At 74.7% G+C, this 13,263-nt stretch carries 15 protein-coding genes; 8 read left to right on the top strand and 7 right to left on the bottom strand.

The genetic code is table 11. The features are described from left to right. Positions 1-8 precede the first annotated feature (8 nt). Entirely contained in the window at positions 9-881 is an 873-nt protein-coding gene (locus tag BM414_RS07755; protein WP_093578871.1) for a serine hydrolase, read from the bottom strand. A 73-nt stretch (positions 882-954) separates the two neighbouring features. Beyond that, complete coding sequence (locus BM414_RS07750) at positions 955-1,500, bottom strand: YbhB/YbcL family Raf kinase inhibitor-like protein (RefSeq protein WP_093578870.1); 546 nt, start codon at positions 1,498-1,500, stop codon at positions 955-957. Between the two features lie 272 nt (positions 1,501-1,772). Between BM414_RS07750 and BM414_RS07745 the strand changes: the two genes are divergently transcribed. Beyond that, positions 1,773-2,504 (top strand): beta-phosphoglucomutase family hydrolase, encoded by a 732-nt coding sequence (locus tag BM414_RS07745; RefSeq protein WP_093578869.1) that lies wholly within the window; start codon positions 1,773-1,775, stop codon positions 2,502-2,504. After that, complete coding sequence (locus BM414_RS07740) at positions 2,501-4,876, top strand: glycoside hydrolase family 65 protein (RefSeq protein WP_093578868.1); 2,376 nt, start codon at positions 2,501-2,503, stop codon at positions 4,874-4,876. The genes BM414_RS07745 and BM414_RS07740 overlap by 4 nt, the downstream gene beginning before the upstream one ends. Before the next feature lie 6 nt (positions 4,877-4,882). Here BM414_RS07740 and BM414_RS07735 read toward each other — a convergent pair whose 3' ends face one another. Beyond that, positions 4,883-5,587, bottom strand: a complete 705-nt coding sequence (locus BM414_RS07735) for a M50 family metallopeptidase (protein ID WP_093578867.1) — start codon at positions 5,585-5,587, stop codon at positions 4,883-4,885. Positions 5,588-5,776: 189 nt separating this feature from the next. Here BM414_RS07735 and BM414_RS07730 point away from each other — a divergent pair, with 189 nt between their 5' ends. Next, positions 5,777-6,382: an antibiotic biosynthesis monooxygenase gene (locus BM414_RS07730; RefSeq protein WP_217644603.1), complete on the top strand. Its 606-nt coding sequence runs from the start codon at positions 5,777-5,779 to the stop codon at positions 6,380-6,382. Between the two features lie 273 nt (positions 6,383-6,655). Here BM414_RS07730 and BM414_RS07725 read toward each other — a convergent pair whose 3' ends face one another. Beyond that, positions 6,656-7,024 (bottom strand): ABC transporter permease, encoded by a 369-nt coding sequence (locus tag BM414_RS07725; RefSeq protein ID WP_093578866.1) that lies wholly within the window; start codon positions 7,022-7,024, stop codon positions 6,656-6,658. A gap of 42 nt (positions 7,025-7,066) precedes the next feature. Here BM414_RS07725 and BM414_RS07720 point away from each other — a divergent pair, with 42 nt between their 5' ends. Further along, positions 7,067-7,753: a TetR/AcrR family transcriptional regulator gene (locus BM414_RS07720; protein WP_217644602.1), complete on the top strand. Its 687-nt coding sequence runs from the start codon at positions 7,067-7,069 to the stop codon at positions 7,751-7,753. A 167-nt stretch (positions 7,754-7,920) separates the two neighbouring features. Here the strand turns inward: BM414_RS07720 and BM414_RS07715 are convergent, their stop codons facing one another. Beyond that, positions 7,921-8,283, bottom strand: coding sequence for a VOC family protein (locus BM414_RS07715; RefSeq protein WP_245784561.1), 363 nt, complete (start codon positions 8,281-8,283; stop codon positions 7,921-7,923). A gap of 55 nt (positions 8,284-8,338) precedes the next feature. After that, a complete protein-coding gene (locus BM414_RS07710) occupies positions 8,339-9,190 on the bottom strand; it encodes an ABC transporter permease (protein ID WP_175551484.1) in 852 nt (283 codons plus the stop codon). 70 nt (positions 9,191-9,260) lie between these two features. Here BM414_RS07710 and BM414_RS07705 point away from each other — a divergent pair, with 70 nt between their 5' ends. Further along, complete coding sequence (locus BM414_RS07705; RefSeq protein ID WP_175551483.1) at positions 9,261-10,214, top strand: ABC transporter permease; 954 nt, start codon at positions 9,261-9,263, stop codon at positions 10,212-10,214. A 584-nt stretch (positions 10,215-10,798) separates the two neighbouring features. Then, complete coding sequence (locus BM414_RS07700; protein WP_139245739.1) at positions 10,799-11,041, top strand: hypothetical protein; 243 nt, start codon at positions 10,799-10,801, stop codon at positions 11,039-11,041. A 10-nt stretch (positions 11,042-11,051) separates the two neighbouring features. Here BM414_RS07700 and BM414_RS07695 read toward each other — a convergent pair whose 3' ends face one another. After that, positions 11,052-11,471, bottom strand: coding sequence for a hypothetical protein (locus tag BM414_RS07695; RefSeq protein ID WP_245784560.1), 420 nt, complete (start codon positions 11,469-11,471; stop codon positions 11,052-11,054). Positions 11,472-11,577: 106 nt separating this feature from the next. On the opposite strand from BM414_RS07695, the gene BM414_RS07690 reads away from it, so the two are divergent. Together BM414_RS07690 and BM414_RS07685 are read left to right on the top strand one after the other, a co-directional pair. Beyond that, positions 11,578-12,354: a glycerophosphodiester phosphodiesterase family protein gene (locus BM414_RS07690; RefSeq protein WP_217644601.1), complete on the top strand. Its 777-nt coding sequence runs from the start codon at positions 11,578-11,580 to the stop codon at positions 12,352-12,354. Continuing rightward, the gene (locus BM414_RS07685; protein ID WP_093579044.1) at positions 12,351-13,238 is read left to right on the top strand and encodes a lysophospholipid acyltransferase family protein; all 888 of its coding nucleotides are present in this window, start codon (positions 12,351-12,353) and stop codon (positions 13,236-13,238) included. The genes BM414_RS07690 and BM414_RS07685 overlap by 4 nt, the downstream gene beginning before the upstream one ends. Positions 13,239-13,263: the final 25 nt, after the last annotated feature.

The following is a 13,263-nucleotide window of genomic DNA, read 5'->3' as shown; positions in this document are numbered from 1 at the left end:
GGCCGCCCTCACGCACGGGGCGGCGGCAGCGCCGCCCGGGCCCGGTCGTGGCCGACCGAGGCCGTCACCTCGCTGAGCAGCACGACCACCCGGTTGCCGACGACGGCCACCGAGTGCAGGTGCCGCATCCCGTCCACGCAGCACATCCAGCCCTGCTTGACCGCCGGCAGCCCCGGCACGGTGCCGAACGCCCCGAAGCGCTGGTCGAACCCGTCGGCGGCCGTCGGCGTGGCGGTGCGCATCCACGCGGTCAGCGTCGCGGCGTCCGCTGGGTGGGCGAGGACCGGCAGCAGCGCGAGGAAGCGGGCCAGGTCGCGCGCGGTCGTCGTCTCGCCGCACTGGGTGGGGTCGGCCGGGGGAGCGGTGCCGGTCAGGCCGTAGCGGGCGGCGACGTCCCGGACCGTCTGCGGGCCGTCGACGCGGTCCCAGAACTCGGAGGCGGCCGGGTCCTCGGAGGAGCGGATCATCGCCTGCAGCTGCCGCCAGTCGCGGGCGTCGAGGGTCAGGGCGCCGTCGCGGGCCCGGCGCAGCACGTCCTCGGCGAGGAACAGCTCCACCATCGAGGCGGTGGGGAAGGGGCGCGTGGCGGCGCTGCCGTTGTCGGCGGTGCGCCGTGCCGTGCCAGCCGCCCCTCGCGCGCGTCGAGGGCCCGCGCGGTGAGGCCGTCCGCGGGCGCGGCCCGGGGCGGTCAGCGCGACGGCGAGCGTGTCGCCGGGGATGCCGTAGGCGCTCACCACGGCGGGCACCTGCTGGGCGGCCGGTGGTCCGGCCAGCGCACGCCGGGTGCCGCCGAGCCCGGCCTCTGCCAGCAGCAGGTACAGCACGAGCACGGGGAGGAGCGCGCCCCCGGGGGAGAGCCGGCGGGGTACCCGGGGCGTCATGGCACCCGGGTACCCCGTGCCGGCCCCGGCCTCCCGCGCCGGGGAGGACGGAGCAGTTCCGTGGGTCCTGCGCTCAGTCCTGCAGGTAGACCGGGACGAGCACCGCGCGGGCCAGCGTGTGGCCGAACAGGTTGAAGCCGTGGAAGGCCGGGCTGGCGTCGGCGGGCACGCCCATGTCCTCGACGTCGAGGGCGTGCACCACCGTGAAGTAGCGGTGCGGGCCGTGCCCGGCCGGGGGAGCGGCCCCGACATAGCCGGCAAAGCCCGCGTCGTTGCGCAGCTGCCGGGCGCCGGCCGGCAGCGCCGCGCCGTCCTGCGACCCGGTGCCGGAGGGCAGCTCGGTGACGTCGCCGGGGATGCCGGTGACCACCCAGTGCCAGAACCCGGACACGGTGGGGGCGTCGGGGTCGAACACGGTGACGGCGAAGCCCCGGGTGCCCTCGGGGAAGCCCGACCAGGACAGCTGCGGGGAGCGGTCGTCGCCGCCGGCGCCCATGACGCCGCTGACGTGCGGCATCGGCAGCACCTCGCCGTCGGCGACGTCGGTGCTGGTCACCGTGAACGACGGGACGGGCGGCAGGAAGTCGTACGGGCTCGGCGGGACGGGCCGGTCGGCCATGGCGGTCCTCTCCTCGGAACGGGGTCGGCGGCCGCTGCCGCCGGGCCGACCCTAGGCAGCCGCTCCCGGCCGCGCGCCCCGGCGGAGCCGAGCCCCCGCACCCGGGCGCTGCCCACGGGGAGTGGGCAGAGCACGACCCCGAGCCGCACACTCGTGCTCTGCCCACGGGGAGTGGGCAGAGCACGACCCGCGGTGGGGGAGGGAGGACCCGGGCGGGTGGTGCTGCGGTCTCGACAGGTGGCCGCGCCGCCCGCGCCGTAGCGTGGGGGATCGTGCTCGGACTCCCCGACGGCATCCGCGTCTGCCTCTTCGACATGGACGGCGTGCTCACGCGTACCGCCACCGTGCACATGGCCGCGTGGAAGCGGACCTTCGACGAGTTCCTCCGTGCCCGCGACCCGCAGGCGCCGGAGTTCAGCCAGCTCGACTACAACCGCTACGTCGACGGCAAGCCGCGCGCCGACGGCGTCCGCGACTTCCTCGCCAGCCGCGGCATCACGCTGCCCGAGGGCACACCGGAGGACCCGCCGGCCGCGCAGACGGTGCACGGCATCGGCCGCCGCAAGAACGAGCTGCTGCTCACCGAGCTCGAGGAGAACGGCGTCGAGGTCTACCCCGGCTCGATGACCTACCTGCGCGCGGCCAAGGAGGGGGGGCTGGCGACCGCGGTGGTCACCGCCTCGGCCAACGGCGAGCAGGTCATTGCCGCCGGCGGCTTCGCCGACCTCATCGACGCGCGCGTCGACGGCGTGGTGACCGCCCGCGAGGGCCTGCGCGGCAAGCCGGCCCCCGACACCTTCCTCGCCGGCGCCCGCGCACTCGGCGTCGAGCCCTCGGCGGCCGCGGTGTTCGAGGACGCCCTCGCCGGCGTCGCGGCCGGCCGGGCGGGGGACTTCGGCTTCGTCGTCGGCGTGGACCGGGTCGGGCAGGCCGACGCCCTGAAGGAGAACGGCGCCGACGTCGTCGTCACCGACCTCGACCAGCTGCTGGAGGACGCCACGTGACCGAGGGGCGGGCCACCTTCCCGGTCGAGCCGTGGTCGCTGACCGAGATCGGCCTCGACCACTCCTCCCTGGGGGTGCACGAGTCGGTCTTCGCCCTCGCCAACGGGCACATGGGCCTGCGCGGCTCGTTCGAGGAGGGCGAGCCGATCGTCGTCCCCGGCACCTACCTCAACGGCTTCTTCGAGGAGCGGCCGCTGCCCTACGCCGAGGCCGGCTACGGGTTCCCCGAGCAGGGGCAGACCGTCGTCAACGTCACCGACGGCAAGCTGATCCGGCTGCTGGTCGGCGACACCCCGCTCGATCTCGACTACGGCGAGATCGTCGAGCACCGCCGGACGCTGGACCTGCGCCGCGGCGTGCTGCGCCGGGTCACCGAGTGGCGCTCGCCCAACGGCCGCACGGTGCGCGTCACCAGCACCCGGCTGGTCTCGCTGCGCCGCCGGTCGATCGCCGCCATCGAGTACCAGGTCGAGTGCACCGACGACCGGGGCGACCTCTACATCGCGCTGCAGTCGGACCTGCTGGCCAACGAGCCGGTCGACAGCGGCAGCGAGGCCGACGACCCCCGTGCGGCGGCGGCGCTGCGCCGGCCGCTGGTCAGCGAGCTCGCCGTCGGACGTGGCCACCGCGCCGTCCTCGTGCACCGGACCAAGCGCAGCCACCTGCGCATGGCCGCCGGGATGGACCACGTCATCGAGGTCCCCGACTCCGTCACCGAGGACATGGAGGCCGGCGAGGACCTCGCCCGCTACACGCTGGCCGCACGCCTGCCCGGCCGCGGGTCCAGCGTGACGATGATCAAGTACCTGTCCTACGGCTGGTCGTCGCGGCGGTCCGCGTCGGCGATGCGCGACCAGGTGGAGGGGGCGCTGGCCACGGCCAAGCTGGCGGGCTTCCGCCGGCTCGCCGAGGAGCAGCGGCAGGTCCTCGACGAGTTCTGGGCGACCGCCGACGTCGAGATCGAGGGCGACGACGAGCTGCAGCAGGCGGTGCGGGTCGGGGTCTTCCACGTGCTGCAGGCCGGGCTGCGCGCCGAGCGTCAGCCGATCCCGGCCAAGGGGCTCACCGGTCCCGGCTACGACGGGCACACCTTCTGGGATACCGAGACCTACGTGCTGCCGGTGCTCACCTACATCGCGCCGGCCGCCGCCCGCGACGCGCTGCGCTGGCGGCACTCGACGCTCGACCTCGCCCGCTCCCGGGCGCGCGAGCTCGGCCTGCACGGCGCGACGTTCCCCTGGCGGACCATCCGGGGGGAGGAGACCTCGGGGTACTGGCCGGCGGGCACGGCGGCCTTCCACATCAACGCCGACATCGCCGACGCCGTCGTCCGCTACCTGCACGCCACCGAGGACGAGGAGTTCGACCGCGACTTCGGCACGGAGCTGCTCGTCGAGACCGCCCGGCTGTGGGCCTCGCTCGGTCACTTCGACGAGGAGCACGGCTTCCGGATCGACGGGGTCACCGGGCCCGACGAGTACACCGCCGTGGTGGACAACAACGTCTACACGAACCTCATGGCGCAGCGGAACCTGCGCGAGGCGGCAGCGGCGGTCGAGCGGCAGCCCGACGTCGCCGGCCGGCTGCAGGTCACCGAGGACGAGACGGCGACCTGGCTGCGGGCCGCCCGCCTCATGGCCGTGCCCTACGACACCCGGCTGGGCGTGCACATGCAGTCCGACGCCTTCACCCACCACGAGGAGTGGGACTTCACGAGCACCCCGCGCGACCGCTACCCGCTGCTGCTGCACTACCCCTACTTCGACATCTACCGCAAGCAGGTGATCAAGCAGGCCGACCTGGTCATGGCCCTGCACCTGCGCGGGGACGCCTTCACCTTCGAGGAGAAGGTCGCCGACTTCGCCTACTACGAGGCCCGCACCGTGCGGGACTCGTCGCTGTCGGCGGCGCAGCAGGCCGTGGTGGCCGCCGAGACCGGGCACCTGGAGCTGGCCTACGACTACTGGGCGGAGGCCACGCTCACCGACCTGCAGAACCTGCACGGCAACTCCGGTCACGGCCTGCACATCGCGTCCATGGCCGGCGGCTGGACGGTCGCCGTCGCGGGCTTCGGCGGCATGCGCGACCACGACGGGCACCTGCTGTTCGCGCCGCGGCTGCCCGAGCGGATCACCCGGCTGCGCTTCCGGCTGGCCTACCAGGGACGCCTCCTGCAGGTGACGGTGACCAAGGAGCAGGCCACCTACCGGCTGCTCGACGGCGAGGCGCTCGACGTGCACCACCACGGCCGCCGGCTGACGGTGGACCACGCGGACGTGGTGGTCGACATCCCCCCGGCGCCCGACACGGGCAAGGTCACCCAGCCGCACGGGGCCGAGCCACGTCGGCGCAGTCGCTACGGGGCCCTGTGACGACCGTCAGGGCACCAGCAGCCACCTGACCGCGAGCGCCAGGGCGGCGACGTCGACCAGCAGGAAGACGCCCACCCACAGCAGCGCGGGCAGCCGGGTGAGCCGGGCCAGTTGGTCGGCGTCGGAGTCCGGCGCGGCCCGCCGCCGTCGTGCCCCGGGCAGCTCCAGCACGGTGCGCGGCGCGGCCAGCAGCAGGAACCAGGTGACGGCGGCGGCCACGGCGGCCTGCCCGGCCGGCGGCAGCCACGCGGTGACGGCGGCCAGTCCGGCGCCGGTGACCAGCACCGCCCACAGGCCGTAGAGGTTGCGGATCTGCAGCATCAGGAGCGCGAGCAGGGCCAGCACCGCCCACAGCACCCCGACGGCGTACCCGGCCGCGAGCAGGGCCGCGGCGCCCAGGCCGAACAGCGCCGGGCCGACGTAGCCCGCCGCGCAGGTGAGCACCATGCCCAGGCCGGTGGGGCGTCCCTTCGAGACGGTCAGCCCCGAGGTGTCGGAGTGCAGCCGGATCCCGGCCAGCCGGCGGCCGGTGGCCAGTGCGGCCAGGCCGTGGGCGCCCTCGTGGGCGATGGTCACCACGGTCCGCGCCGGCCGCCACAGCGCCGGGGTGGCGACGACGAGCAGTGCGACGACGGCGGCCCCGGCCAGGACCTCGAGCGGGAGGGGCGCCTGTTCGGCCACGCGGGTCCAGAGGCGGTCGACGGCGTCCATCCCGGGGAGTGAACCGCACGTGCCTGGGAGCGCCCCGGATGCCGGCTCGTTCGCCGTGTCGACCGTTATCCCCAGCTGTCCGCAGCAGACCCAGTGGGTCGCGTCGGAGACGGGGAAAGCAGCGAAGAGCGGGCAAGATCACGCCCCGGCGACCTGCGGCGTGCCCGGCCGCTCGCCCATCCTGGAGGCGTGACGTCGCCGCTCCCGGTCGCCGCCCGGCACCTGCCGGTCACCGTCTCCTTCACCCGCCGTGCCGACCCTGCGCACACCCGGGAGATGACCGCCTGGATCCGGGCGGGCATGACGATGGCCGAGTCCTTCCCCGGCTTCCTCGGCGCCGGGTGGGTCCGCCCGCGCGACGGCTCCGACGAGTGGCACATGCTCTGCCGGTTCGCCGACCAGCAGGCGCTCGACGCCTGGGAGGCGTCCGCGGAGCGGGCCTGGTGGCTGCGCTCGGCCCAGGGGCTGGCCGAGGTCACCCGCACGGAGCGGCGCACCGGCATCGAGGGCTGGTTCGACCAGCCGGCCGGCACCGAGGTGGTGGCGCCCTCCGGCCCGCCGGCCCCGCCGCGGTGGAAGCAGGCGACGACGATCTGGCTGGTCTTCTACCCGCTCAACCTGCTGGCCACGGTGACGCTGGGCGCGGTGCTCGCCGACGTGCACGTGGCACTGCGGGTGCTGGTCGTGACCCTGGCGCTCACGCCGGTGATGACCTACCTGCTGCTGCCGTGGATCACCCGCCGGCTGGAGTGGTGGCTTCACGGCCGTCCCTGGCGGCAGCGGCGCGCCCGCTAGCCGGTCCGGACGCGGCGCGGGGCAGGGGAGCGGTCCCGCCCAGGCACCGCCGATGCCGGCGGTGCGCAGGCGGTCGTGCGCTCGTCCTGACGGGACCGGCTCCACCGGCCGGCCGTGATGACCGCGGAGGTCAACCCGTGCCCGGCGACGCCGGCGCACGTGCATCGCCTGTTCGGCCGTTATCCCCAACTAACATCACAACGTTTGTAAGCAACAAGCACCCGCCAACGAGGAGGGCTTCCAGCGTCGGTGAGTGCCCTCCTCGGGTCGGGATCAGGACCGCCCACGACGCCGGTACGCCCAGCCGGCCGCGGTGACGGCGGTCGCGAGGATCCCGCTGCACCACAGCAGCGCGAGCCAGCCGGAGGAGCCGCTGGGCGTGCCGGTCAGCAGCCCGCGGACCGTCTCGATGACGGGGCTGATCGGCTGGTGCTCGGCCACCGCGCGCAACGCCGTCGGGAGAGTCTCCGGCGGGACGAACGCGCTGCTCAGGTAGGGCAGGAAGAGCATCAGGAAGCTCAGCGCGCTGGCCGACTCGACGCCGGAGGCGAGGACGCCGAGCAGGGCGGCCAGCCAGGACAGGGCGGGGACGTGGAGCAGCAGCAGTCCGGCGACGGCGAGCCACCTGGAGGGTCGGATCACTCATGCGCATGTCGTACGCGCAGGGAGGGGAGGGGACCGCAGTTGGACAGGGAGCAGCCCGAGCTGCCGCCGCAGGTGGCGCTCCTCTGGGGCCGGCGGGGCCCGGCCCGCCGCGGACGCGCCTCCGGGCTGGGTGGAGAGGCGATCACCCGGGCCACCATCCGCGTCGCCGACGCCGAGGGCCTGGCCGCCGTCTCCATGGCCCGGGTCGCGGCCGAGCTGGGCAGCGCGCCGATGTCGCTCTACCGCCACGTGGACAGCAAGGACGAGCTCCTGCTGCTCATGTCGGACGCGGCCCTCGAGGGCGCGCCCGAGCTGGCCGGCTCCGACTGGCGCGAGCGGCTGACCGCGGGGCCTACGCGGTGCTCGCCTGCTTCCGGCGGCACCCGTGGTACCGGGAGATCCCGATCAGCGGGCCGCCGGTGGGCCCACGCAACCTCGAGTGGTTCGACCGTGCCCTGGGCGCCCTGGCCGACACCGGCTGCCCGAGTGCGAGAAGGTCTCGTCGTCATGGGCCAGATGCCCGTCGTGCACGGCCAGGCCCAGCTGTCGATCGACCTCGCCGCCGGTTACGAGGCGGACCCGGAGGCCTTCGTCGCGGGCTGCGCACGGGCACTGGCCGCGGTCGTCGACCCGGCCCGGTACCCGGCGCTGAGTAGGGTGATGGCCTCGGGTGTCGTCGGACCTCCCGGCCAGGGGGGTGACGACCCCCCTGCCCGAGGGGTATGACGACTCCGGAACCTAGTTCGCCTTCGCGCTGAGCTGCTACCTCGACGGCGTCGCGGCGTTCATCGAGCGGACCACCGAACCGCGGTGACGGATTGACACCTGGCATCGTTATCCCCAACAAAGTGAACGCCGGACCGGTGGTCCGGACTCGCCGGTGGGACGAACACCTACCACGTGATCGTGAGGTTCACCGCGTTGCCGTCAGGGTCCCGGACGTGGGCGACGCGCTGACCCCACGGCATGTCGGTGGGCGGTGCCTGCACCTCGCCGCCGAGCTCGGGAACGCGGGGGAGTGCGGCGTCGACGTCGTCGACCTCGATGCTGACCAGCACGCGACCGGGGGAGCCGGCCGGGACCTCGGCGTCGGCGACCACGCCGAGGTCGGAGTCCCCGATGCGCAGGCCCTGGAAGAACACCGGCCCGTCGTCGGGGACCCGCTGGGTGAGCACGGCGCTGGCGACACCGACGTAGAAGCGCACGAGGCGCTCCGGGTCGGACGTCACCAGCATCGGCTGCACGCTGCTGGGCACGGGGCCTCCTCGGGCTCGCGGTCGTCGCAGGGAGGACGGCCTGGTCGACGCGGACTCATCGCCCGTGCGCCGACCGGCCGGCAGCGCGCAGACCGTCGCCGAGGAGCACGAAGGCGGCCACCGCGACGACCAGCACGAGGCTCGGCAGGACCAGTGCGTGCGGCGCCCGCGACGCCACCTCACCGCCCTGCTGCAGCAGGATGCCCCAGGACTCGGTGGGCCGCTGCAGACCCACGCCGGCGAAGGTCAGCACGGCCTCGGCCGAGACGAGCACCCCGGCGTAGGCGCTGGCGAAGACCACCAGCGGGCGGACGGCCGAGGGGAGCACGTGCCGGGTCAGCAGCCGGCCGGGGCCGGCGCCCAGGGCGCGTGCCGCGGTGACGTACTCGAGCGTCAGGGCCTGCCGGGTGCCGGCCCGGACGATCCGCAGCATCAGTGGCCAGCTGAACACCGCGAGCACGGCGACGACCTGCCACACTCCGCGCCGGTCGGTCGCGCTCAGCAGGACGACGCCGCCGAGCACCAGCGGGATGCCCGACCAGACGTCGGTGACCCGCGAGACGACGCCGTCGAGCAGCCCCCCGGCGTAGCCCGCCAGGGTCCCGAGGACGACGGCCAGCAGCCCGGTGAGCACGAGGACCGAGACGGCGAGCAGCAGCGAGGTCCGGGCGCCGTAGAGCGTCTTGGCGAGCAGATCGCAGCCGAAGAGGTCGAAACCGAAGGGATGGGCACGGGACGGCGGCACCAGGGAGTCGGCGAGGTCGCACGAGCGCGGGTCGTCGGTGGTCAGGGCGCCGGGGACCAGCGCCATGGCGCCGAGCAGCCCGAGCAGGACGACGGCGACGCCCAGGGGTGCGTTCCAGCGGTGCAGCCCCGCAGCCGGGCGCAGGAGGGACGGGGAGGGCACCGGGCGAGTCTCGCCGAGCGGACGCTCCTGCGTCGACCGTGGTGATCACGGGGCTGCCACGATGACGGCCGTGCTCGCGTTCGCCCTCCGCCGGTCCGGGCAGATGCTGCTCAGCCTCTGGGCGGCCGTGACGCTGGTGTTCCTCGCCGTGACGCAACTGCCCGGCGACCCCGTGCGGGCGCTGTTCGGCTTCCGGGCGGCGCCTCCCGAGCTCGTCGCCCGCATCCGCGCCGAGTACTCCCTCGACGAGCCCGTGCTCGTCCAGTACGGCCGCTACCTGCGCGCCCTGGTGACCGGGGACTGGGGTCGCGGACTCCCGGCCCTGCGGGGCACCGTCGTGGAGCCCGGGCCGGCCGTCGCGGACGTCGTCGTGGCGACCGCGCCGGTGAGCGCGGTGCTGCTGGGCGGCGCGGTCGCCGTGCAGTTCGTGGTGGGGGTCGTCGCCGGTGCGCTGGCCACGAGCGGGCGGAGGACCGGCAGGGGCGTGTACGCCGTGGCCACGGTGCTGGTGGGCACGCCGGTCGTGGTGGCGGCGTACCTGCTGCGGTGGGTGTTCGTCTCCGAGCTCGGCTGGGCACCGTTCAACGGCCGGACCGGTGATCCCGCTGCCTACGTGCTGCCGATCGTGGCGCTGGCGGCGCTGTCGACCGGGTCCGCCGCGCTCATCACCCGTGCCGAGGTCGGCGACACCCTGCGGGCGCCGTTCGTGCTGGCTGCCCGCGGGCGGGGACTGCCGCCGTGGCGGGTGGTCGGCGTGCACGCGCTGCGGCCGGCGCTGACGCCCGTGGTGACCTTCGTGGCAGCCAGCCTGGGGCAGTTGGTCGTCGGGCTGGTCGTCGTGGAGGGCGTCTTCGGGATGCCGGGCGTCGGGGCGGCGATCCTGGCGGCGATCGAGGCGCACGACCGGGCGCTGCTCATCGGGCTGACCACGGTGGTGATCGCGGCGGTCATGGTCGCCAACGCGGTGGCCGACGTCGCCGCGGCCGCCGTCGACCCCAGGGTCCGGCTGCAGCCGGCGACCTGAGTCCGGTCGTGTCCGTCAGCGGACGACGGACCGGTGGGCGGAGACTCCAGGGGACCGGTCATCCAGGTGCGGGGAGTGGGTCCGCGCCGAGCTACTTGACATAATGTGCATTATCGGCGCTGGTTCTCCGAGCGGCGAGAGGGGTTCCAGGACGCCGTTCGACCCGCCTACGCCTCGAGGTCGCCGAGGCCGTTCTCCACTCGGGTCGACACCGACGGGGCGGACACCGCCCGTCCCGTCGGCACGTGCGGGTCGTCCTCGTCCTGGTGGTGTCCCGGACCGACGTGCCGCCGCCGTCGCTCGCGGAGACCTCCGCCGGCCGCCGGCGGCCACGACATCGTCATCCGTCCGGCCCCCTACCGCCCCATCGACGATCCCTGACCGCCTGGACCGCCCTGGGCAACTGGCGACTCCCGATCCGCTCCGGACCTCCGCCGGCACTCGGTGCGGACGTCCCGTCCCGGCCCAGACCCCTCCCGCTCCCATCCGCCGACACCTCCGCCGATTCGTCACTGTGACGTTACTAGCGAGGTGTCTGCGGCTTCGACGGGCGGCTCGCCGGGTGCCTCCGTAGTGTCGGGTGCATGCAACTCCGACGTCCGATCGCTGCACTGATGACCGCGTTGGCGCTCTTCGGGGGCGGCGCCACGCTCACCGCCTGCGGCGACCCGGCGGGGCTGGACCGTAACGACGGCACCACCGACGACAGCGAGAACACCAGCGGCGACGACCCGTCCGAGGACTCGCAGGACAACCTCCCGGACAACAGCAACCCGGACCCGGGCGCGCCCGAGGACCAGGACGACGACACCCAGGACCCGGACTGACGGTCCCGGCTCAACCGGCGGCCCGCTCGGACACCCACAGCTTGTCGAGCCGGCCCGTCGAGTGCACCAGGTCGGCGAGCATGCGCTCGAGTTCGGCCTTGGTGTGCCGCTCGCCGAGCAGCGTCTGGACGTCCTCGAGCGCGCAGCGCAGCTGGAACAGCCGGTCCTGCAGGCCGTCGAGCTCGGCACGCCGCACCAGGACGACGTCCTCGGAGAGACCGGCCTTGGCCGTGGCCGTGCGCTGCTCGTAGGCGCGCTGGCGGCAGGCCTGGCCGCAGTACATCCGCGGGCGGCCGACCGACCCGGCCTGGGGCAGCACCCGCCGGCACCACCCGCACCGCCGTTCGGCGCCACTCCCCTGCCGTCCCGTCGTCTCGGTCACCGTCCCGTCCGTCGTCCCGACCGCTCGGTCGAGCTGCTGCTTGCCCACGGCGGGCACGCTAGACGGCCCCACCGACAGTCCTGGCGGACACGCCCGACGGGCTCGCGAGAAGGGGCTGGTGAGAGCGTCGCCACGTCCGGTTAGCGTGTCGCCCGTGCCCCGCGCCCGGTTCACCTACCTCGACGGGCCGACGCCGTTGGCCATGGCGCACCGCGGCGGGGCGATCGAGCACCTGGAGAACACCATGCCGGCCTTCGAGGCCTGCGTGGCGATCGGCTACCGGTACCTGGAGACCGACGTCCGGGTGACCGCCGACGGCGTCGTCGTCGTCTTCCACGACCCCACGCTGGACCGGGTCACCGACCGCACCGGCCGGGTCGAGCAGCTGCCGTGGTCCGAGGTCGCCGGCGCGCGCATCGGCGGACGGGAGCCGATCCTGCGGCTGGAGGAGCTGCTCGGCGCCTGGCCCGACGTCCGGTTCAACCTCGACATCAAGGCCGCCGGCGTGCTCGCGCCGCTGGTGCGGGTGCTGCGCCGGATGGACGCGCTCGACCGCATCTGCCTGGGGTCCTTCTCCGACGCCCGGGTCGCGGCCGCCCGGCGGCTGCTGGGACCGACGGTGTGCACGTCGCTGGGCCCGCGCGGCGTGGCGGCGCTGCGGCTGTCGTCCTACTCCCCCCGCGCTGCGGGGCTGGTGCGCATGCAGGCCGGCTGCGCCCAGGTGCCGCTGCAGCTCGGCGGCCGGGCCCTGGTCGACGAGCGCTTCATCGCCGCCGCGCACGCCCGCGGCCTGCAGGTGCACGTGTGGACCGTCGACACCGAGGAGGAGGCGACGGCGATGCTCGACCTCGGCGTGGACGGGATCATGACCGACCGTCCGGCCATGTTGAAGGAGATCCTCGAGAAGCGCGGCCAGTGGGCGGGCCGGTGAGCGGCTGGACCGAGCGGCTGCGCACCTGGCGGCCGGCCCCGCCGCCGCTGCCCGACCACCTCGAGGGCATCCTCCGCGACGGCGATCCCGAGTGGTTCGTCCGCGAGCTGGCCATCGCGGCGGCGCCGCCGTGGTGGTTCTGGCGGTTCCTGCTGCGCAACTTCTCCTGGCTGGTCGACCTCTTCGGCCGGGTGGAGATCACCGGCTCGATCCCCGAGGAGCTGCGCCGGGGGCCGCTGTTGCTGGCCGCCAACCACGTCGGCGACTTCGACCCGTTCCTCGTCGCCGTCGCGCTGCACCGCCTGGGCGTGGTCCCGCGGATCATGGCCACCGGCGGGATCATCTCCGCGCCGGTCGCCGGGCCGCTGCTCGAGCGCGCCGGCGGCATCCGCGTGCAGCGCGGCACCGAGGACGCCCGGCACGCGGCACGGGTCACCGAGGTGGCGCTGGTCCACGGCGGGCACGTCGTCGCCTATCCCGAGGGGCGGGTCGGCCTGGCGCCCGACGGGTGGCCCGAGCGCGGCCGCACCGGCATGGCGCGGCTGGCCCTCGGAGTCCGCGTCCCGGTGATCCCGGTCAGCCAGTGGGGCGCCCAGGAGGTGCTGCAGTACGGCAACGACTGGGGGAAACTGCGCACTCTGGCGCGCTCGCTGGTGCGGCGGCCGGTGCTGCGGGTGCACGTCGGCCCGCCGGTGTTCATGGAGGACCTCGAAATGGGCCGGGTGGGCGACGCCAACCGCGCGCGGATGCGCATCGCCGCCGCCATCACCCGCGGGCTGGTGCCGCTGCGCGCGGCCAGCCGGCCGCTGCACCCCGACCCCACCCGGCCGACGACGGGCGCCGCCGCGTTCCCCGGCGGCGTCGTACCCGAGGACGTGCCGTGAGCGGACACACCGTGACACGCGCGTG

The sequence above is a fragment of the Geodermatophilus amargosae genome (assembly GCF_900116515.1).
Lineage (GTDB): Bacteria > Actinomycetota > Actinomycetes > Mycobacteriales > Geodermatophilaceae > Geodermatophilus > Geodermatophilus amargosae.
Note: the sequence above shows the minus strand (reverse complement) of the source record. Positions and strands in the feature narration are given on the sequence as shown.

What these genes read in the sequence shown, in the direction of transcription:
- BM414_RS07755 (WP_093578871.1), bottom strand. Translation starts at nt 881, where the DNA reads ATGACGCCCCGGGTACCCCGCCGGCTCTCCCCCGGGGGCGCGCTCCTC.
- BM414_RS07750 (WP_093578870.1), bottom strand. Translation starts at nt 1,500, where the DNA reads ATGGCCGACCGGCCCGTCCCGCCGAGCCCGTACGACTTCCTGCCGCCC.
- BM414_RS07735 (WP_093578867.1), bottom strand. Translation starts at nt 5,587, where the DNA reads ATGGACGCCGTCGACCGCCTCTGGACCCGCGTGGCCGAACAGGCGCCC.
- BM414_RS07700 (WP_139245739.1), top strand. Translation starts at nt 10,799, where the DNA reads ATGCAACTCCGACGTCCGATCGCTGCACTGATGACCGCGTTGGCGCTC.